Raw genomic sequence first — 20,535 nt, forward strand, 5'->3', positions numbered from 1 at the left:
TCTTATTCAATGCTAAATATTGAACTAAAAAATGTTTGTTTTTTTGATTATGGGATGACGATATTTTTTAAAAATAGGTGAGTCTTTTTTGTACTTTTATTGCATAAGATTTACAGCTTTTTTGAGTCAATTTTTTACGTAAAAATGTTGCTCATTTTTCGATATTTATTAGTCAATTTTTGATTGAAAAATTAGTCTGTTTTTTCATTATTTACTCGAGTATTTTGTCCTAAATAATAGAGTCATAAACCTAAATCGCTATGCGATCCAAGCCTAACTAACCTGAGTATTTCAAAGTCCGGTTTTTCGTAAATGAGGATTAAATCTGGCTTGATATGACAATCCCTAAAATCCTTCCATTGGCCAATTAGTGGATGATCAAAACAACGCGCTGGGAGGTCGTCATCAAACACCAATAAATCAATAATTTCGACTAGGACACCTTCCAACTCATCTTTATATCTACCCTTCTTTTGCCGCTTGTAATCTCGTTTAAATTGAGTTGTTCGCTCAATTCTTCGCATTCAGATCCTTCATCAGGGCTTTAGTTGATCCAAATGACTTTAGCTGTCTATCCCGAGCTTCGCGCATAGTTGAAATTGTTTTAGCGTTAGGTACCAGGAGCTCAAATGGAAGTGACTTTTCTTTAGCAATGCGCACCATCATCATTCTTAATGCATCGGATACGGTAAGGCCCATTGCCTCTAGCACTAGTGTTGCTTCATTCTTAATATCTTCGTCAATGCGCGCTCTCACTACAGCATTTGCAGCCATTTTTATTTCTCCTTCCTCAGTTGATGCACTTCTTTGAGGTGCTTTATTATGTAGCTACATTGTAGCTACAAATGAATTATTAAGCAAGCCTTCTTCCTTCATTCGCAACAAGGATAAAATTGCTCATGAACTCAACTGTTAGCACACCGATTTCCTTTGATTACCCGCAGCAAAATGCTGCTGGCGCAACATGTACTGCCCAGGCTTGGGCCAAGACTCCACCCTACTTATCTGGCACTGATAAAGCATCTGTGATTGCTCGAATTAAGCAGCTATTAGTAGAGAAAGATGCGGCTTTGGTTGCCCACTACTATGTCGATGGCGATATTCAAGACCTAGCATTGGAGACTGGTGGTTTTGTGGCCGATTCATTGGAAATGGCCCGCTTTGGTAAGAATCATCCTGCCAAGAATTTGATCGTAGCGGGGGTCCGGTTTATGGGTGAGACTGCCAAGATTCTGAGTCCAGAGAAGCGGATATTCATGCCCGATCTCGAGGCTACCTGCTCTCTGGATCTGGGTTGTGATGCTGCTGAGTTTGCTGCTTTTCGGGCCGCTCATCCAGATCGTGAAGTTGTGGTCTATGCCAATACCAGTGCTGCCGTTAAAGCTCAAGCCGACTGGATGGTCACTAGTTCTTGTGCCCTAGCCATTGTTCATCAACTCAAAGTTGAGGGTAAAAAGATCCTTTGGGCACCCGATCGCCATCTTGGCAGATATATACAGGAACAGACTGGTGCAGACATGTTGCTCTGGAATGGTGCCTGCATTGTTCATGATGAATTTAAGGCTGTAGAGCTTGAAATACTAAAAGCAGCCCATCCCAATGCCATGGTTTTGGTTCATCCTGAATCGCCACAAGCAGTAGTGGACTTGGCAGATGTTGTGGGCTCCACCTCGGCCATGATTAAAGCTGTAGTTGAAGGCACTGCTACTGAATATATCGTAGCAACAGATAAAGGCATTCTGCATCGGATGCGTCAACTAGCACCTAACAAGATTCTCATCGAAGCCCCCACCGCTGGTAATAGCGCCACTTGCAAAAGCTGTGCTCACTGCCCTTGGATGGCCATGAATGGTTTGCAAGGAATCTTGGATTGTCTCGAGAATGCTTCTGGTGAGATCTTTGTTCCCGAGTCCACGCGTTCTGATGCTTTAGTGTGCATCGAGCGTATGCTGGACTTCACGAAGAATCATCCCGACCTGCTCGCTAAAGCTCAACATGGCTTTGTGAAAAATATCGGCGCTGCTTGATTCCATTTTATTTTCTTTTCTTTGTATTATTTTTTGATTGATTTTTATGTTTGAATACAACGAGACCTTAGAGCAAGCGCGGCAACGCAATATTGCTGATGCGCTCCTGGAAGATATTGGAACTGGTGACTGGACAGCTAAATTAGTTCCCAGTAAAACGGTTAAGGCACAGTTGATTGTGCGTCAGTCTGCCGTTCTTTGCGGTGTTGATTGGTTTGAAGGCACTCTTAAGAAATTAGATCCTTCTGCCAAAGTTATCTGGCATTACATTGAAGGTGATTTAATGAAACCAGATACGAAGGTTTGCGACATTGAGGCAGACTCTCGCGCATTACTTTCTGCTGAGCGTCCTTGCATTAACTTCTTGCAAACACTTTCATGGACAGCCTCTATTGCTCGTGATCATGTCGATGCCGTTGCAGGGGTTAGCCCAAATCCGAAGGGTTGCGCAGTGCTAGATACTCGTAAAACAATACCTGGATTACGCCAAGCACAGAAGTACGCTGTTCGTGTAGGTGGAGGACAAAATCAACGCCTAGCGCTTTGGCATGGAATTCTGATTAAGGAAAATCATATTGCCGCAGCAGGTGGCGTTGCTGCTGCAGTCAAAGCAGCTCAAGCCCTCAATTCTGGTGTTGATATACAGGTAGAAGTAGAGAATATGACAGAACTTAAACAGGCTATTGAAGCTGGGGCTAAAAGCATCTTGATTGATAACTTCACTACCGACCAAATGCGTGAAGCTGTTGCCTTTACCGCAGGTCGTGCCCTTTTAGAAGCATCTGGCGGTATTGATTTAGATCAGATGCGCTCTATTGCTGCCACTGGAGTAGACCGCATTTCTCTGGGCAAGCTCACTAAGGATATTCATGCGGTGGACTTTTCAATGCGGATTTTATAAACACGTCTTAGCCCCACAACATCATCGGTTTTAAGGCTTTTATTTGACTTAGTGTATCCTTATGGATACAGTGGTGAATGATTGAAATTAGGAAAACTGAAGAATTTATAGTGTGGCTTGATAACCTTTTTGATTTAATCGCTAGGGCAAAGATACAGGCAAGAATTCAAAGATTACTGGAGGGAAATCCAGGCAAGGTGAAATCGGTTGGAGAAAAAGTATTTGAAATGAAAATTGACTTCGGCCCAGGTTACCGTATTTATTACTCTAAGCATGGTCAGCAAATTGTGATTCTCTTAATTGGGGGTGACAAAAGTACACAAAGTAGAGATATCAAGTTAGCCCAGCGTTTGGCCAGAAATCTATAGAAAACCATCATGAAAAAAACAATTACAACCCGCTATGACGTAGCTGAACATCTGCGTACACCTAAAGAAATGGCTGCTTACTTGGATGCTTGTATTGAAGAATCAGATGGTGATGCTTCATTCATCGCCAAGGCGCTGGGCGACATTGCCAGAGCAAAAGGAATGAGTCAAGTTGCAAAAGACTCGGGGCTTTCGAGAGAAAGTTTATATAAATCACTCTCTGGCGATCGAAGTCCAGGATTTGATACCATTCTCAAGGTTATTGCAGCTCTAGGCTTAAGCCTTCATGCTCAGCCTGCTAGCAAAAAATAAGGTCTGAAAGTTCTTCAGGATTACGTTTTAGAGCTTTCTGAATTGCCCTCTGCTTGTGGCGTCAGAATAGTTGGGTAAGAAACAGCCCATGTGCCTGGGTAATCACGACTGTAATGCAAGCCTCTGCTTTCTCTACGCATGAGTGCAGATCTCACAATCAACTCGGCACACTCAAGCAAGTTGCGCAACTCGATCAAATCTCTTGTGACTTTAAAATTAGCGTAGTACTCCTGTACTTCGTATCTTAATAACTTTATTCGGTGCAATGCACGCTCTAATCTTCGGTTAGTTCTCACGATGCCAACATAATTCCACATAAGAGAACGTAATTCATCCCAGTTATGGGCAATCACCACTTGTTCGTCTGCATCTTCTACTTGGCTCTCGTCCCATAAGGGAAGAGTTGGTAAGCTTGGGGTTTTGAGTTCTGAAATATCGTGTGCTGCTGCTTTACCAATAACCACGCACTCCAAAAGGGAGTTGCTTGCTAAACGGTTAGCGCCATGTAAGCCTGTATAGGTGGCCTCACCCACTGCATATAGTCCCGGCAAGTCTGTGCGGCCCTTAAGATCGGTCACGACCCCACCACAGGTATAGTGGGCAGCAGGCACTACCGGAATCGGTTCTTTAGTAATGTCGAGTCCAAGAGTTAAGCAGCGCGCATAAATCATCGGGAAGTGCTCTTTGACAAAAGTTTCGCCTAAGTGGGTTGCATCCAGATGCACATAATCCAGACCGTGCTTTTTCATTTCAAAGTCGATAGCTCTTGCAACAATATCTCGTGGAGCTAGCTCTTTACGGTCATCATGCTCGGACATAAAGTGAGTGCCATCAGGCAATTTTAAGATTCCACCCTCACCTCGCATGGCTTCAGTGATCAAGAAAGTGCGGTCACTCGGGTGATACAAACAAGTTGGATGAAATTGGATAAACTCCATATTACCCACGCGGCAACCTGCACGCCAGGCCATCGCAATACCATCACCAGTGGCAGTATCAGGATTACTGGTGTATCGGTAGACCTTGCCAACACCACCAGTAGCTAATACAACTGACTTAGCCGCAATCGTTTCTACATGATTATTTTTAATATCGAGCGCATAGACCCCATAACAGCGATTGGGTTTTTTACGAGTCGTCTTAGCATCTAAATGTCGATTGGTAATTAAATCTAGAGCAATCCAATGCTCTAATAATTGAATATTTTTGTGAGCCCGTGCCTTATCTAAGAGCACTTCATGAATGGCCTTACCCGTGGCATCGGCAGCGTGAGCAATACGGCGATGACTATGTCCGCCTTCACGAGTGAGATGCAATCCCATTGGCCCAGTTTCATCAGCGGTAAAGGGAACGCCTTGATCTACCAACCAACGAAGTGCTTCTGCGCTCTCTTCTGCAATATATCGTGCGGTTGATTCAACCACGAGCCCTGCACCTGCATCTAAAGTATCTGCCACATGAGAGTCAATGCTGTCATGCTCCTTATCGACCACTCCAACAATGCCGCCTTGGGCCCAGGCAGTTGCTGCTTCCCCCAGCCCCCTTTTGGCCATCACAATGACTGGCTGGGTCTCGGCCATATGCAGGGCAACCGTTAAGCCAGCAAGTCCAGCTCCAATAATCAGGACTGGTAGGTCTGCTTTAGCCTCTAGTGTGCTTGGTGAGGGTTTTGAACTAGCCATAAGAGCTTCATTCTAAAGGGCAATTGATTTTGACGATTCAAAGATAAAAGACCCTTATTAGGGTCTTTTAGTTTTTACTATGTGGTGTATTGAGTTAGGAGGCTTCGATAACTCTCTGCCTCTGAGGATCATTCGTTCCATAACCTATTGCTAGCGCAGCTTTTCCACCTTTAGTCAGCTTGACCGCGCAATACTTAAATTCAGGAATCTTGCCAAATGGGTCTAAGGCAGAATTAGTGATGAGGTTTGCTGCTGCCTCGTAGTAAGCAAAAGGAATGAAAATAACGCCTCTTGGTGTGCCATCATCTCTACGCACGTGAATAGGCACCTCACCACGACGAGATTGCACGGTGATTACATCACCAGCAACAACACCCATTTGCGTCATATCTTCACCATGCATCGATACGGTTGCCATGGGTTCAATGGCATCCAGTATGGTTGATCTTCTCGTCATACTGCCGGTATGCCAATGCTCTAACTGACGTCCAGTGATTAATACGAATGGATACTCAGCATCTGGCCTTTCATTTGCAGGAATGATATCTGCTGGTACCAATTTCACTTTGCCATCAATAGTGGCGAAGTGATCATCAAATACGATTGGGCGGCCTGGGTCCTCTTCAGTTAAGCATGGGTAGGTAACACTGGATTCTCTTTCAAGACGGTCCCAAGTAATACCCTTGATAGCGGCATGCATTGCAAGTCGCATTTCATCATAGACTTCTGCCACACCATCATCAGGTCCTTGGTAGTTCCAATCTAAGCCCATCCGTTTTGCAATTTGCTGAATGATCCATAGGTCTGGCTTGGCATCCCCTGGAGGATTAATGCCCTTCTTGCCCATCTGTACCATACGGTCAGTATTGCTGACGGTGCCAACCTTTTCAGGCCAAGCGCTGGCTGGCAATACCACATCAGCCAAGAGGGCTGTTTCTGTCATGAAGATATCTTGAACAACTAAGTGCTCTAAGGATGCGAGCGCATGACGAGCATGGTTTAAATCGGGATCACTCATTGCTGGGTTCTCACCTTCGATATACATGCCACGAATCTTGTCGGGGTCGCTATCAGGTGCTGTGATCTTGTGCATGATCTCAACTACGGTAAAGCCAGGCTTCTTATCGAGCTTGGTATCCCAGAAGTTTTCAAACCAGGCATGTGCAGCATCATGGTCTACCCGTTGGTAATTAGGGAACATCATGGGTATCAATCCTGCATCACTAGCACCCTGAACATTATTCTGTCCACGCAGAGGGTGCAAACCGGATCCTGGTTTACCAATTTGACCGGTGATACTCGCTAAGGCTATTAAGCATCGAGCGTTATCAGTTCCATGCACGTGCTGACTCACCCCCATGCCCCACAAGATCATCGCAGACTTGGTAGTAGCAAACGCTCTTGCCACCTCACGTAAATTCTCTGGCGGAATGCCACAAATGGGCGCCATCGCCTCGGGACTATAGCCTTTGATATTTTCTTTTAAGGCTTCGTAGTTATTTGCACGATCTTGAATAAAGTCTTTATTTACCAGACCCTCTTCAATGATCGTATAAATCATGGCATTGAGCATTGCTACGTCAGTATCGGGCTTAAACTGCAAGACACGCCAAGCATGAGTACTAATTTCTGTGAGCCTTGGGTCGCAATGGACAATCTTGGTGCCACGCTTAGCAGCATTCTTAAACCATGTTGCTGCTACTGGATGATTGGCAGTTGGATTAGAGCCAATCAAGAAAATCATCGTGGAATGCATAACGTCATTGACCTGATTACTCACTGCGCCAGAGCCCACTCCTTCGAGTAAGGCGGCAACAGAAGAGGCGTGACAAAGTCGGGTGCAGTGGTCAACGTTGTTGTTACCAAAACCTACGCGTACTAATTTTTGAAATAAATAAGCCTCTTCATTACTTCCCTTAGCAGAACCAAATCCAGCCAGCACTTTTAAGCCATGCTGATCTTTCAGTTCTTTGAACTTTCCACCAGCTAGATCTAAAGCCTCTTCCCAAGTTGCTTCACGGAAGATATTGCTCCAATCTTGAGGATTTTGCGCAGCAGTTTCATCTTTAGGTACGCCTACTTTACGAATCAATGGCTTAGTCAAGCGCTGCGGGCTATGAATATAGTCCATGCCAAAACGACCCTTAACGCAAAGACGGTTGTGATTTGCAGGGCCGTCGCGGCCATCAACACTCACAATCTTTTCATCTTTTACGTTGTAAGTAATTTGACAACCTACTCCGCAAAATGGGCAAACAGAATCGACTTTACGATCGACAGTTTGCGAGCCAATTAAGCCCTTAGGCATTAAAGCACCGGTTGGGCAAGCTTGAACACACTCACCACAGCCCACACAAGTAGAGCTACCCATAGGATCGTTCAAGTCGAAAACAATTTCGCTATGAGAGCCGCGCATGGCGTAACCAATCACATCATTGACCTGCTCTTCACGACAGGCGCGGACGCAACGATTACATTGAATACAAGCATCTAAATTTACTGCCATCGCTGGATGAGAATAATCAGAGGGAACTGTATGACGACGTATGGCTTTCAGTGCCGGGCGGACCGTGACGTCCATTCGGGTGGCCCAAGTACTTAATTCACCATGCTGTTGTTCTTGCTCTTGGGCGGGGGTATCTCCAACCCATTTAAAGCCCTCATCGGGCATGTCTGATAACAGCATTTCTAAAACAAGTTTCTGGCTTTTTACGGCGCGTTCACTATTGGCTTTTACTTCCATGCCAGGTGTAGCGCTACGGCAGCAGCTAGGTGCCAAAGTCCTCTCACCATTAATTTCTACAACGCAAGCACGGCAATTGCCATCGGGACGATAGCCATCTTTAAAACATAGATGAGGAATATCGATACCATGACGTTTAGCTGCTTTAAGTATCGTCTCGCCTTCATAGGAAACGATGGTTTGACCATCTAATTTAAACTCGACAGTTTGTAGTTCAAGCTCTTGGGGATTGGTTGGTGCGTTCATGTTCTTTTTATCTTCCCTAGTTTAGGCAACTTCTTGCGGGAAATATTTGGCAATACAACGAATTGGGTTTGGTGCAGCCTGCCCTAAGCCACAAATAGAAGCATCTATCATCACAGTGGCCAGATCTTCTAAAGTAGCTTGATCCCAAGATTTGGCTTGCATCAATTGCGCTGATTTACTAGTGCCTACTCGACAAGGAGTGCACTGCCCACAACTCTCATGCTCAAAGAAGCGCATGACATTTAAAGCAACATCACGTGCTCTATCTTTATCACTAAATACGACTACTGCAGCTGAGCCAATAAAACAGCCATAGGGTTGCAAAGTATCAAAATCTAGAGGAATGTCGTTCATTGTGGCGGGCAATATGCCACCAGAGGCCCCGCCTGGTAAATAGCCATAGAACTGATGACCTTCTTGCATACCGCCACAATAATCATCAATTAACTGTTGAATCGTAATCCCAGCAGGAGCCAGCTTCACGCCTGGTTGATTTACGCGACCGCTGACACTGAAACTGCGCAGCCCTTTGCGCCCATTTAATCCATAAGAACTAAACCACTCTGGCCCACGTTGCACGATATCGCGCACCCAATATAAGGTTTCCATATTGTGCTCAAGGGTTGGCCTGCCGAATAAACCAACTTGTGCGATATAGGGAGGACGCATGCGCGGCTCGCCCCGCTTGCCCTCGATACTTTCAATCATGGCAGACTCTTCGCCACAAATATAGGCACCTGCACCACGGCGTAACTCAATGAGGGGTAATTTGACTGGTGGATTTGCTTTTAATTTATCCAGCTCTACTTGCAGTAATTCACGGCAACCATGATATTCATCCCGCAAATAAATGTAACAGGCATCAATCCCAACTACTTGAGCAGCAATCAACATACCTTCTAAGAAGCGATGAGGGTCACGCTCTAAATAAGTGCGATCTTTAAAGGTTCCAGGTTCACCCTCATCAATGTTGACAGCCATCAGTTTGGGTGCGGGCTGATCTTTGACAATGCGCCACTTGCGACCAGCAGGGAAACCTGCACCACCTAGTCCACGTAAGCCAGAGTTCTCCATCGCCAAAATAACACTCTCGATACTATGCTTGCCATCAGCAATCTCTTTAGCCAGGGCATATCCACCCTGAGATTTATAGGCATCAAATCCAACGTAATCAGGCGAAATGAATTGATTGGGCCCCACGGGAGAAATACTCTTTTCTGCCATAGCCGCTGGGTCAAAATGCGCATCATCTCGTGCTAAGGCCTGAGTCGTCATGTCATTTTTGACTGCAGCAGCCACATTATCAGTCGTAGCAAATATCACTGGATGCTGTTGTACTACTACTATAGGAGCTTGTTCGCAACGTCCCACACAGGGAGCTGGAATGACTTTTACCTTTGGGTTGTCTAAGATAGAGGGCAACTTTTCTAAAAGACTTTTTGCCCCAGCAAGTTCACAAGAAACACCATCACAAATACGCACTGTAATATCAGCTACTGGATCAGCCCCTCGCACCACTTCAAAGTGATGATAGAAAGTAGCCACTTCATAAACCTCAGCCATGGGCAAATTCATTTCTTTAGCTAAAGCTACTAAATGACGATCATGAAGTGCGCGGTACTCATCATTGATCTTATGAAGATTTTCAATTAATAGATCGCGACGTGAAGCATCAAAGCCAATTAAGCGATGTACTTCAGCCAAAGATGAATCGTCAGGCTGACGACCCTTAAGCTTACTTTTACGGCGAATGGTCTCCCGCAGATCATCAGCTGTAGCTACAGCAACAGCTTTGACTTCTCCAGAAGGCTTGGGGTGATTCATAACTTGTAGCCTCTAATGATTTACTTGCCGCATCAGGCGACTAGCTTTTTATTCAGTGTTCTTATTCGAAAATCGACCTTAACAAACCATCCTGTTGACTAAAGCAGAAGTTCAATAACACCCAATTTTGGGTTATTTCATCCCCCAAGTCCTTGACGGCGCTCAAGGGATTCAAATAAGGGTAAACCCTAGACTAAATCAATGAGGGTCTAGGTCTATCGCCGGGTGGCAAAGAGTAATCTAATTGACGCTCATAGAGACGTGCCCGGTAGCAATCGTTGTATCCAGGCGTACCGATCTGCCACCCAATAGAGGTGCAATCTTCTTGAGCCGCAGACTCCATCGACCCACAGGCCGAGAGCAGCAAAAGAGTTAGGGAAGAAACCAATAGAATGCGCATTTTTGATGAATTCATTCCTCAAGTCTACTGGATTCTGCGTGTGAGGTTAAGGGAAAGCGTTTACTTGTCTTATTTGCACAAACTCAGCAACAATAGAGGCGAGCAGCAAATACATAATAAAAATACTTTGTCTGGAGAATCCTATGAAATCAATCCATCGTCGCATTATGGCAATGATCTTTTCAATTGTCACCGCCCTCTTATCTGCAGGCAGTGTGAACGCCCAATCTCAAGATGGCTATACCCCAATGATCGATGGTCTAAGCCTAAATGGCTGGAACATTATTGGCAATGCCAGTTGGGTCATTGGCAATGGGATCGTCGAAGGAAATAAACCCTCCGGATTTTTAGTTAGCACAAAGAGCTATAAAAACTTCATTATTCGTGCTGAATTTTGGGCTGAATCGGACACCAATAGTGGCATTTTTATTCGCTGCCAAGACCCAGCAAAGGTCGGCGCTGCTAATTCATATGAAGTCAATATTTGGGATACCCGTCCCGGCCAAGAATATTCAACTGGGGCAATTGTGGATTTTGCTAAAGTCAATCCTATTCACAAAGCTGGTGGGCGTTGGAACACAATGGAAATTGTGGCAAACGGCTCACAGTTAAAAGTATCCATGAATGGGGTCGTTACTGCTGAAGCAAATGACAGTAAGTTTCCTGAGGGTCCTATCGCCCTCCAATCTGCTGGTGGCACTATCAAATTTAGAAAGTTAGAGATCAAGCCGATCTAATAATGATTCTGTAGAAAATCAAAAGCCACTTAAACAGTGGCTTTTTTAATGAAGATTGAGGAAAGCTGCAAGATCTTATGCCGGCGGGAATCCCATCATTTGAGCCCACATATTATTAAAAGGATGGATCACTGGTTTTTCATAAAGTCCCGCTAAGGTGTAAGGCTCATTCTGTAGCCAAGTTTCTACATCTGCCCTGCTGTCAAAATCAATCGCTAATAAACTACCAATCGGCGTCTTACCATCATCTGACATTAGGGGTCCAGCAAAGGCCATGCGATCTGATAATTGCGCAAGATAAGCGCGATGCTCCGGCCTGACTTGAACACGTAAATCCAAGGTTCCTGGACGATCCATTAGCAAAATAGCAAATATCATTTTGTCTCCAATTATTAGTTAAGTCCTAACAGAATATTACGGGATTTAAATAATAAAAAACCACCCGAAGGTGGTTTTGATAACTGCTGGCGGAAGGGGCGGGATTCGAACCCGCGGTAGGCTATTAACCTACGCACGCTTTCCAGGCGTGTGACTTAAACCGCTCATCCACCCTTCCGGTAACCCATGATTATACGATTGCCGAAAGGGTTTTGCCTTAAAAGCCAATAAAGACGTCTTACAGTGACTCTTTAAGCTGATCCAAGATATGTGGATTTTCTAAAGTAGAAGTGTCTTGAGTAACCTCTTCACCTTTAGCGATCACGCGAAGTAAGCGACGCATGATCTTGCCAGAACGAGTCTTAGGTAAATTATCACCAAAGCGCACATCTTTTGGTTTGGCAATTGGGCCGATTTCCTTACCAACCCAGTTACGCAATTCAGTTGCAAGCCTCTTGGCCTCATCACCTGTTGGGCGACCGCCTTTGAGAACCACGAATACGCATATAGCTTCACCAGTTATATCATCAGGACGACCAACTACGGCAGCTTCAGCAACCAATGGATTAGCCACTAAGCAAGATTCGATTTCCATCGTGCCCATCCGGTGACCAGAAACGTTTAAGACGTCATCGATACGCCCAGTAATAGTGAAGTAACCAGTATCTTTATTTCGGATTGCACCATCACCCGCCAGATATAAAGTGCCACCCAACTCTTCTGGGAAGTAAGACTTCACAAAACGATCGGCATCATTCCAAATCGTACGAATCATTGAAGGCCAAGGACGCTTGACGACCAAAATACCGCCATGGCCATTTGGCACATCGACACCTGCTTCGTCAACAATTGCCGCTTGAATACCAGGTAATGGCAAAGTGCATGAACCTGGAATCATTGGTGTTGCACCAGGCAATGGTGAAATCATGTGACCGCCAGTTTCGGTTTGCCAGAAAGTATCGGCAATCGGGCAACGTGTGCCGCCAACGTTTTCGTAGTACCACATCCAAGCCTCGGGATTGATTGGCTCGCCTACAGAACCCAAGAGTCGTAATGAAGATAAATCATAGCTCTTTGGATGCACTGCCTCATCATTACTAGATGCTTTAATCAAAGAACGAATAGCCGTTGGTGCTGTATAGAAAATACTGGCCTTATGTTTTTGAATCATGTGCCAAAAACGGCCGGCATTTGGATAGGTAGGTACGCCTTCAAACACAATCTCAGTAGCGCCAACTGCAAGTGGGCCATAAGTAATGTAGGAGTGACCTGTTACCCAGCCAATATCTGCAGTACACCAGAACACATCCTGGGGCTTAATATCAAAAGTCCACTTCATGGTGAGAATAGCCCACAAGAGATATCCACCAGTTGAGTGCTGCACGCCCTTAGGCTTACCAGTTGAACCAGAGGTATACAGAATAAATAAAGGATGTTCCGCGCTTACCCATTCCGGCTCGCAAGTAGCAGCTTCATTAGCCACAATCTCTTGCATCCAAACATCACGACCAGGTGTCATGGTTACATCGATACCTGTACGTTTACTAACGATGACATGCTTGACATTGGCGCATTCACCAGTTGAAAGGGCTTCATCACAAATTGCTTTTAATGGCAATGATTTGCCGCCACGAAATTGTCCGTCAGCAGTAATGACTGCAACTGCACCAACGTCAACGATTCGATCACGCAAGGCTTGAGCAGAAAATCCACCAAACACCACAGAGTGAATTGCACCGATACGAGCACAAGCTTGCATTGCCACAATACCTTCAATGGTCATTGCCATGTAAATAATGACGCGATCACCAGACTTGATACCCATCCTGCGCAATGCATTTGACATTTTGCAAACGCGCTCAAGCAGCTCTTTGTATGTGACATTGGTTACTGTGCCATCATCAGCTTCAAAAATAATGGCGGTCTTGTCACCTAAACCATTTTGAACTTGGAGATCTAAACAGTTATATGAAGCATTAGTTGTGCCATCTTCAAACCACTTATAAAAAGGTGCCTTGGACTCATCTAAAATTTTTGTAAAGGGCTTCTTCCAATAAATATTCTCTTTAGCAAGACGACCCCAGAAAGCGTCATAATCCTTATTAGCTTCATCACAGAGCTTGTTATAGGCGTCCATACCCGGAATAGCGGCACTTTTCACAAAGTCTGCTGGTGGGTGAAAGACGCGGTTTTCTTGTTTTAATGGTTCCATGCTTCACAGCCCTCAATCAAATAATCAGTAATTTTTTTGCCAAAATGTCGCAAAATGATGGGATTAGACCCTCAGAACCTTAGAAGATAAGTGAAAACACTCGGGATTTGCTCTATGGCAAACCCTTAAAATAGGGCAAACCTTACAAATTAACCAAAATCTATGACAAATATCAAACAAAACGACCTTATTCAAAGTGTTGCAGACGCCTTTCAGTTCATTTCTTACTACCACCCTAAGGACTTTGTTCAGGCCATGGGAAAAGCATATTCCTTAGAAAAAGGTGAAGCGGCTAAAGATGCTATTGCCCAAATTCTGACTAACAGCCGAATGTGTGCCGAAGGCCATCGTCCAATCTGTCAGGACACTGGGATTTCAGTTGTTTTTCTCAAGATTGGTATGGATGTTCATTGGTCAGATGCCACCATGAGTGTTAGTGATATGGTAAATGAAGGGGTACGTCGTGCTTATTTGAATCCCGATAACATGTTGCGCGCCTCTGTCTTATCGGACCCAGCAGGAAAACGTAAAAATACTGGCGATAACACCCCTGCTGTGATTCATTATGAAATCGTTCCTGGTGATGATGTTGAAGTGATTTGTGCTGCTAAAGGTGGCGGCTCAGAAAATAAAGCCAAGATGGTGATGCTCAACCCATCTGACTCTGTTGTGGATTGGGTTCTCAAAACTGTTCCTACGATGGGCGCAGGTTGGTGCCCTCCTGGCATTTTGGGTATTGGCATTGGTGGAACCCCAGAAAAAGCCATGTTGATGGCTAAAGAATCTTTAATGGGGCCCGTGGACATTCAAGATCTAATTGCTCGCGGCCCAAAGACACGTGCTGAAGAATTACGCTTGGAGATCTATGACAAAGTAAATAGATTGGGTATTGGCGCACAAGGTTTAGGTGGCCTCACAACCGTGTTGGACGTCAAGATCATGGAATATCCAACTCACGCTGCCTCCCTACCCGTTGCCATGATTCCAAATTGCGCAGCGACCCGTCATATTCACTTTCACTTGCATGGTGATGGCCCAGCTAAATTAGAGGCACCTTCCTTATCTGATTGGCCAGACGTTACTTGGACTGCGGATGTCAATAAGTCCAAACGCGTCAACTTAGATGCCCTTACGCCAGAGGAAGTAGCGAGCTGGAAACCTGGTGAGACACTGCTACTCAATGGAAAAATCTTGACTGGTCGTGATGCTGCTCATAAGCGTATTGCCGATATGCTCGCCAAAGGTGAAGCGTTACCAGTGAGCTTTAAAAATCGTGTCATCTATTACGTTGGACCAGTCGATCCAGTTCGTGATGAGGTTGTAGGTCCTGCAGGTCCTACGACATCGACACGCATGGATAAGTTCACAGAAATGATGCTATCAAAGACCGGCTTGATAGCAATGATTGGCAAAGCAGAGCGTGGCCCAGAAGCAATCGAAGCAATCAAAAAACATAAGTCAGCTTACCTCATGGCAGTCGGTGGTGCAGCTTACCTCGTATCTAAGGCAATTCAGTCATCCAAAGTAGTTGGCTTTGCAGACTTAGGAATGGAAGCCATTTATGAGTTTGATGTGAAAGATATGCCCGTGACAGTCGCAGTCAACTCTCAAGGTATCTCGATGCATCATGAAGGGCCTCGTGATTGGCAAGCCAAGATTGCTGGCATTCCCGTTGTGATTGCCTAACTCATCTATAAACAAAGTTTACATTGGCACTTATTGGCGTATTTGATTCTGGTGTTGGGGGCTTATCCATTCTGGATGAAGCTCTGCGCCAGCTTCCCCAAAACGACTTCATCTACCTCGCTGATTCAGCAAATGCGCCCTATGGCGAAAAATCTAGCGAGTGGATCGCCGCTCGCAGTCTTGCCTTATGTACCCAGTTGTTAAATCAGGGTTGTGATGCCATCGTGGTGGCTTGCAATACTGCAACGGCAGAAGCAATCCAAAAGATACGAGAATCTTTAGCCATAAGCGTGATTGGGGTAGAACCCGGGATTAAACCTGCAGCAATGCAAACGAAAAATGGTATCGTAGGCGTCTTAGCAACAGAGGCAACTTTAAAGAGTGACAAGTTCAATGCACTTTTAGCAACGCTTCCGAGCCACTGCCAATTCATCAAGCAAGCTGGGGCTGGATTAGTGCCATTAATTGAGGCAGGTAAAGCCGATAGTCCAGAAGCTCTGGAATTGCTCGCTCAACACCTTGAGCTTATTCAAGATGCAGGGGCTGATACCCTAGTTTTGGGTTGCACGCACTATCCTTTTTTACGCAATGCGATTCGCAAACTCCTTGGTGAGTCTATTAACCTGATCGATACCAGTGAAGCAGTTGTTCGACAACTCAAGAGTCAGCTAGAGTCACAGGAGAAATCTTCACAGGGCAGATCGTCTTTTACCCTCACCTTTATTAGCAGCAAAGATGAGCTCAGCCTCCTGTGTATGGCCACTGAATTAATGGCTAGTGATATGTCCTCGCATCAAGTCCAAACAAAACGCTTGAGCAGCATTCGATGAGCACTTTCTTGCAAAAGCTAGACGCCCATCTTCCGTTTAATAAAACAGAGCGGATTATTATTGTCATTGTCGTACTCTTACATGCATTACCTGCACTCGAATTTTTACACTGGGATTCTAGACCAGCAAAAACAGATGATGACGCGCGCGTCATGGCAAATCTTGTCAGTCCTGATACTGCTAACAAAAGCCAGCAGCCCCCTGCTCCACCCCCACCTAAACCCAAGCCAGAGCAAAAACAGAAAACAGTCGATGAAAAAACTGCTGAGAAGCCAGCTCCCGTCCAACCGCAGCAACAAACCCAATCCCCACAATCCAGTCCACAAAATAAGAGTGAATCCACCCTTCCTAATGCTAGTGTCGCCCCTGCCACTACTGGCGGCGCAAGCGGCACCCCTATTCAGACCGACATTGGTAAACTAATTGTTGTCTATCAGCCTGATGCAGATGCCTATTACCCCTCGTTTTCAAAACGGTCAGGAGAGCAAGGTGAAGTGGTTGTGAAATTGATTATTGATGAAACTGGTGTCGTTGAAGAGGTGGCTATGCTCAGATCGAGTGCTTACCCTAGATTAGATCGCGCCGCCACTGAGATTGGCAAACGTTATCGCTTTAAACCGTTCTTGGTAAATGGGTCTCCCGCCAGAATTTCTACTAACCTTGCAATTCGATTTAATTTAAAGAGTTAATTATTATGAATACACCATTTGGCTTAGCAAATCTTTGGCTTGAAGGCGATGCCATTACCCGTTTTGTTGCGCTTGCTCTAGTCGCTAGTTCGATAGTGACCTGGGTGATCTTGCTCACCCGTTTTTGGGACTTACGTCATTTGCGCAAACTAAGCCCAGAACTCGAAAAATTTTGGCATGCCACTTCTTTTGAGCAAGGCATTCAAAGTTTTAGCGATATCTCCAATAATCCTTACTATCAAATAGCCAAGGCCTCTATGGAGTCATCACATCATCACCAGAGCCAAGCCACTAACCATCGTGAACTACTGCAAACACTCAATTATTCCGAGTGGATGGCCAGAAGCATTAAAAATAGCATCGATGGTGTCGCTGCTAAGCTTCAAAAGGGGCTTACCTTTTTAGGCTCAACCGGTGCTACTGCTCCCTTTATTGGATTGTTTGGAACTGTATGGGGTATTTACCATGCGCTCATTGCCATCAGCACCTCTGGCAGCGCCCAAATTGATCAAGTGGCTGGCCCCATTGGTGAAGCCCTCATCATGACTGCCTTGGGTCTCGCAGTAGCGATTCCTGCAGTGCTTGGTTTTAATGCTATTAATCGCGCTAATAAATTACTCGTTACTGATCTCAATCGTTTTGGCAATGATCTATTGGCCTATTTTGTCACTGGTGCACGTGTTCATTCTGGAGAATAAGTATGTCTTTTAATCTACCGAATGATCAGAACGAAGATAGCATCATGGCTGAAATTAACATGACGCCAATGGTGGATGTCATGTTGGTGCTCTTGATTATTTTCATCATTACCTTGCCCGTGATTCAGCAAGCAGTCAAAGTGGAACTCCCTAAGGCTAATAGTGTTCGTAACGAAGTAAAGCCTGAGTCAGTTCAACTATCAATTGATGCCACGGGTCAAATTTTCTGGAATAGCGCAGCAATTGATCTCAAGACGTTTGATGGTTATGCAGAAAAAGCGGCTCAAAAAGAACCGCAACCTGAAATCAATTTACGAGCAGACAAATCCGTTAAATATGAATATGTTGCCCAAGTACTTGCTGCTTCTCGTCGTGCGGGCTTAACAAAGCTCGGGTTTGTTACTGAACCCAATTAATCTATAGTTATTTGCTATCTTTAAGGGGAGCGCACTGCTCCTCATAAGATTTCGTTCCCTCGCCTAAGCTTGCGGCAAGAATCCCACCCACTATCGTATCCACCCTTCGTAGCCTGCCGCTTGCTCTATCAATGGTAACTATTGAAGTAACAGATCCTGGCAGATAAGATACGCCCTCTAATAATTCTGCTTCAAATCGGGTATCGCTTAAATACGAAATCCGCTCTTTGGTAATTAGGATGTTCTTAATGGTCTGATTACCATCGGCGCCTACTCGATCTAAGTCACGTCCATCCAAGTACACCTTTCCTTTTTGGCTTGGAAGGCTGCCGGTAGCGGATTTAATCTGCAACTCATAAGTCTCCGTAAGATCACCTTCCACCCTGGTGCACTGAAATGCAAGGCTTTGGGCAAACACTGAGGTAGCAAAGAGTAACTGCATTAAAAGCAGGCCGCTCAGACCAAACATACGGGCATGGAGTTTCATATCTACCAATCTACTACATGGCTAAAAATGTCATTATCTCAATCTATTGCCGCGCCGGCTATGAATTTGGACTTCACTCACAAAGCACAATTTACCTATAAACTCTCACAGTAGCTTCCTATAAAACTAAAAGATTTTGAGACAATTCACATGATTCTATTTGCGCGGCAAGGTGCCCGCCTGCTTGCACTGGGACTTCTAATAAGCATCAGCCCTTTTTGTGCTGCCCAAGATGCTGCAGCAACTTATCCGAATAGACCGATCAAGATCATTAGCCCATTTGCTCCTGGGGGTGCAACTGACATCCTAGCCCGTCTCCTTGCTCAAAAACTGGGTGAAGCCTGGAAGCAAACCATTGTGGTTGATAACAAGTCTGGCGGCGGTGGCGTGATTGCAGCTAGCGAGGTTGCAAGAGCTGATAAAGATGGCTATACCCTACTGCTGGGATCCGTTGGTCCGGTAGAAGTCTTGCCAAGTGTCATGAAAAAGGTAGGCTACGATTCAGAAAAAGATTTTGCTGGGGTTGATATCTTAGTCAACGTTGAAAATGTAGTCGTAGTTAATAACCAGCTCCCCGTCAAGAATATCCAGGAGCTCATTGCCTATGCCAAAGCCAATCCCGGAAAACTGCACTCGGGATCATCAGGCATTGCAACAACTGGCCACCTCTCCTTAGAGGTCTTTAACCAATTAACGGGGGTTGATATTACGCATATCCCCTATCGTGGAGGCGCACCTGTTACAACTGCGCTGCTAGCGGGCGATATTCAGATGAGTTTTTCAACGGTTCCTGCAGCGATTCAATACATTAAATCGGGAAAACTCCGCGCAATTGCGGTAACGGGCGATAAACCTCTCGAAACACTACCCGGAATAAAGCCAATTAAAGATCAGGGTGTTCCAGGCTTTAAAGTCAGTTCTTGGTATGGAATTCTTGCGCCTAGTGGTACTCCCCCTGCAGTAATCAATAAGATTAATCTAGAACTGGGGAAAATTATTGCCATGCCTGATGTCAAGGCTAAACTCCTTGAACAAGGCTGGACCACCGTACATACCACTCCAGCACTCATGAATAAACAAATTCAATCAGAGATTGCTGATTGGAAAGTAGTGATTAGTAAATCTGGCATTACTCTAGACTAGAAAAGATAAGCCCAAAATACCTATGCATATAGATTTAAATTCTATCGATAAAAAAGAGCGCTACAAGCTGTTACTGAGTAGTATTCTCCCCCGTCCAATCGCTTTAGTGACTACCCAAGATGAGGAAGGCAGAATCAACGCAGCGCCATTTAGCTTTTTCAATATTATGGCGAGCACTCCAGCCATTGTTGTTTTAGGGATAGATTCAAAAAGTCCAGGTATTCCAAAAGATACTGTGCGTAATATGCAACTCACCAAAGAATTTGTAGTCAATATGGTCTCTGAAGATATTGTCGAAAAAATGAGTCTCTGTGCAAGCGCGCTCCCGGCTGGCGAAGATGAGTTGCAATATTCTGGCCTCACTGCTGCGCCATCGATACAAGTAAAGCCCCCAAGAATTGCAGAGTCCCCCATCAATATGGAATGCCGGATCGTTGAAATTATGGATATAGGGCACGATAGGAATATCGTGATTGGTAATGTGATTCATTACCATATTGATGATCAATTTTATGATGCAGAAAATGGCTACGTCTTAGTGGAAAAGCTAGGGCTTGTCGCAAGAATGCACGGCAAATCGTTTTACTTGCGTAGCAGCGATATTTTTGAAGTAGAAAGGCCGGTCGGCTCTTCATCTATTCGTTAAAAATGTCCTCTGTTGTCGATTGGTGCCCGAGGCCGGAATCGAACCGGCACGACTTTTTTGAGTCGGCAGATTTTAAATCTGCTGTGTCTACCGATTTCACCACTCGGGCT

General features: G+C 45.1%; 21 protein-coding genes and 2 tRNA genes. 12 read left to right on the plus strand and 11 right to left on the minus strand.

Translation table 11 applies throughout. The features are described 5' to 3' along the window. Nucleotides 1-242 precede the first annotated feature (242 nt). Both ICN38_RS06530 and ICN38_RS06535 read right to left on the minus strand, forming a co-directional pair. Entirely contained in the window at nucleotides 243-524 is a 282-nt protein-coding gene (locus tag ICN38_RS06530; RefSeq protein ID WP_216256280.1) for a type II toxin-antitoxin system YafQ family toxin, read from the minus strand. Further along, nucleotides 511-774: a type II toxin-antitoxin system RelB/DinJ family antitoxin gene (locus ICN38_RS06535; protein WP_216256281.1), complete on the minus strand. Its 264-nt coding sequence runs from the start codon at nucleotides 772-774 to the stop codon at nucleotides 511-513. The genes ICN38_RS06530 and ICN38_RS06535 overlap by 14 nt, the downstream gene beginning before the upstream one ends. Nucleotides 775-899: 125 nt before the next feature. Here ICN38_RS06535 and nadA point away from each other — a divergent pair, with 125 nt between their 5' ends. From nadA to ICN38_RS06555, 4 genes are all read left to right on the plus strand, one after another. Next, complete coding sequence (gene nadA / locus ICN38_RS06540) at nucleotides 900-2,027, plus strand: quinolinate synthase NadA (RefSeq protein ID WP_216256282.1); 1,128 nt, start codon at nucleotides 900-902, stop codon at nucleotides 2,025-2,027. A 46-nt stretch (nucleotides 2,028-2,073) separates the two neighbouring features. Next, on the plus strand, nucleotides 2,074-2,928 hold the full coding sequence (gene nadC, locus ICN38_RS06545; protein ID WP_216256283.1) for a carboxylating nicotinate-nucleotide diphosphorylase: 855 nt from the start codon (nucleotides 2,074-2,076) through the stop codon (nucleotides 2,926-2,928). Nucleotides 2,929-3,005: 77 nt separating this feature from the next. Continuing rightward, entirely contained in the window at nucleotides 3,006-3,296 is a 291-nt protein-coding gene (locus ICN38_RS06550; RefSeq protein ID WP_216256284.1) for a type II toxin-antitoxin system RelE/ParE family toxin, read from the plus strand. 9 nt (nucleotides 3,297-3,305) lie between these two features. Further along, a complete protein-coding gene (locus tag ICN38_RS06555; RefSeq protein WP_216256285.1) occupies nucleotides 3,306-3,608 on the plus strand; it encodes an addiction module antidote protein in 303 nt (100 codons plus the stop codon). A gap of 20 nt (nucleotides 3,609-3,628) precedes the next feature. Here ICN38_RS06555 and nadB read toward each other — a convergent pair whose 3' ends face one another. From nadB to ICN38_RS06575, 4 genes are all read right to left on the minus strand, one after another. Continuing rightward, entirely contained in the window at nucleotides 3,629-5,290 is a 1,662-nt protein-coding gene (gene nadB / locus ICN38_RS06560; RefSeq protein WP_216256286.1) for an L-aspartate oxidase, read from the minus strand. 94 nt (nucleotides 5,291-5,384) lie between these two features. Further along, on the minus strand, nucleotides 5,385-8,279 hold the full coding sequence (fdhF, locus tag ICN38_RS06565) for a formate dehydrogenase subunit alpha (RefSeq protein WP_216256287.1): 2,895 nt from the start codon (nucleotides 8,277-8,279) through the stop codon (nucleotides 5,385-5,387). Nucleotides 8,280-8,300: 21 nt separating this feature from the next. Next, the gene (locus ICN38_RS06570; protein WP_216256288.1) at nucleotides 8,301-10,103 is read right to left on the minus strand and encodes an NADH-ubiquinone oxidoreductase-F iron-sulfur binding region domain-containing protein; all 1,803 of its coding nucleotides are present in this window, start codon (nucleotides 10,101-10,103) and stop codon (nucleotides 8,301-8,303) included. 193 nt (nucleotides 10,104-10,296) lie between these two features. Then, nucleotides 10,297-10,518 (minus strand): hypothetical protein, encoded by a 222-nt coding sequence (locus ICN38_RS06575; protein ID WP_216256289.1) that lies wholly within the window; start codon nucleotides 10,516-10,518, stop codon nucleotides 10,297-10,299. Between the two features lie 128 nt (nucleotides 10,519-10,646). On the opposite strand from ICN38_RS06575, the gene ICN38_RS06580 reads away from it, so the two are divergent. After that, the gene (locus ICN38_RS06580; protein ID WP_255562752.1) at nucleotides 10,647-11,240 is read left to right on the plus strand and encodes a DUF1080 domain-containing protein; all 594 of its coding nucleotides are present in this window, start codon (nucleotides 10,647-10,649) and stop codon (nucleotides 11,238-11,240) included. Nucleotides 11,241-11,315: 75 nt separating this feature from the next. Here ICN38_RS06580 and ICN38_RS06585 read toward each other — a convergent pair whose 3' ends face one another. The 3 genes from ICN38_RS06585 to acs form a co-directional block, all read right to left on the minus strand. Further along, the gene (locus tag ICN38_RS06585) at nucleotides 11,316-11,618 is read right to left on the minus strand and encodes a YciI family protein (protein WP_216256290.1); all 303 of its coding nucleotides are present in this window, start codon (nucleotides 11,616-11,618) and stop codon (nucleotides 11,316-11,318) included. 87 nt (nucleotides 11,619-11,705) lie between these two features. After that, nucleotides 11,706-11,796 (minus strand) — tRNA-Ser (locus ICN38_RS06590). 60 nt (nucleotides 11,797-11,856) lie between these two features. Beyond that, nucleotides 11,857-13,830, minus strand: a complete 1,974-nt coding sequence (gene acs / locus ICN38_RS06595) for an acetate--CoA ligase (protein ID WP_216256291.1) — start codon at nucleotides 13,828-13,830, stop codon at nucleotides 11,857-11,859. A 162-nt stretch (nucleotides 13,831-13,992) separates the two neighbouring features. Between acs and ICN38_RS06600 the strand changes: the two genes are divergently transcribed. Genes ICN38_RS06600 through ICN38_RS06620 form a run of 5 tightly spaced genes read left to right on the plus strand, consistent with a single transcriptional unit; the run spans nucleotide 13,993 to nucleotide 18,149 of the window. After that, on the plus strand, nucleotides 13,993-15,516 hold the full coding sequence (locus ICN38_RS06600; protein ID WP_216256292.1) for a fumarate hydratase: 1,524 nt from the start codon (nucleotides 13,993-13,995) through the stop codon (nucleotides 15,514-15,516). Between the two features lie 23 nt (nucleotides 15,517-15,539). Continuing rightward, nucleotides 15,540-16,346, plus strand: coding sequence for a glutamate racemase (gene murI / locus ICN38_RS06605; protein ID WP_216256293.1), 807 nt, complete (start codon nucleotides 15,540-15,542; stop codon nucleotides 16,344-16,346). Next, nucleotides 16,343-17,035 (plus strand): energy transducer TonB, encoded by a 693-nt coding sequence (locus tag ICN38_RS06610; RefSeq protein ID WP_216256294.1) that lies wholly within the window; start codon nucleotides 16,343-16,345, stop codon nucleotides 17,033-17,035. Before murI ends, ICN38_RS06610 begins: the two co-directional genes overlap by 4 nt. 5 nt (nucleotides 17,036-17,040) lie before the next feature. Beyond that, nucleotides 17,041-17,733 carry a MotA/TolQ/ExbB proton channel family protein gene (locus ICN38_RS06615; RefSeq protein ID WP_216256295.1) on the plus strand — a complete coding sequence of 231 codons (693 nt, stop codon included), beginning with the start codon at nucleotides 17,041-17,043 and terminating at the stop codon, nucleotides 17,731-17,733. Nucleotides 17,734-17,735: 2 nt separating this feature from the next. Next, complete coding sequence (locus tag ICN38_RS06620; RefSeq protein ID WP_216256296.1) at nucleotides 17,736-18,149, plus strand: biopolymer transporter ExbD; 414 nt, start codon at nucleotides 17,736-17,738, stop codon at nucleotides 18,147-18,149. 7 nt (nucleotides 18,150-18,156) lie between these two features. Here ICN38_RS06620 and ICN38_RS06625 read toward each other — a convergent pair whose 3' ends face one another. Next, nucleotides 18,157-18,636: a hypothetical protein gene (locus ICN38_RS06625; RefSeq protein WP_216256297.1), complete on the minus strand. Its 480-nt coding sequence runs from the start codon at nucleotides 18,634-18,636 to the stop codon at nucleotides 18,157-18,159. 150 nt (nucleotides 18,637-18,786) lie between these two features. Here ICN38_RS06625 and ICN38_RS06630 point away from each other — a divergent pair, with 150 nt between their 5' ends. After that, entirely contained in the window at nucleotides 18,787-19,779 is a 993-nt protein-coding gene (locus tag ICN38_RS06630; RefSeq protein WP_216256298.1) for a tripartite tricarboxylate transporter substrate binding protein, read from the plus strand. Nucleotides 19,780-19,801: 22 nt separating this feature from the next. Next, nucleotides 19,802-20,425, plus strand: coding sequence for a flavin reductase family protein (locus ICN38_RS06635; RefSeq protein ID WP_216256299.1), 624 nt, complete (start codon nucleotides 19,802-19,804; stop codon nucleotides 20,423-20,425). A 20-nt stretch (nucleotides 20,426-20,445) separates the two neighbouring features. On the opposite strand, the gene ICN38_RS06640 is transcribed toward ICN38_RS06635, so the two are convergent. Beyond that, nucleotides 20,446-20,534: transfer RNA gene (locus tag ICN38_RS06640), tRNA-Leu, on the minus strand. Nucleotide 20,535 lies beyond the last annotated feature (1 nt).

The organism is Polynucleobacter sp. AP-Melu-500A-A1, assembly GCF_018882125.1.
Lineage (GTDB): Bacteria > Pseudomonadota > Gammaproteobacteria > Burkholderiales > Burkholderiaceae > Polynucleobacter.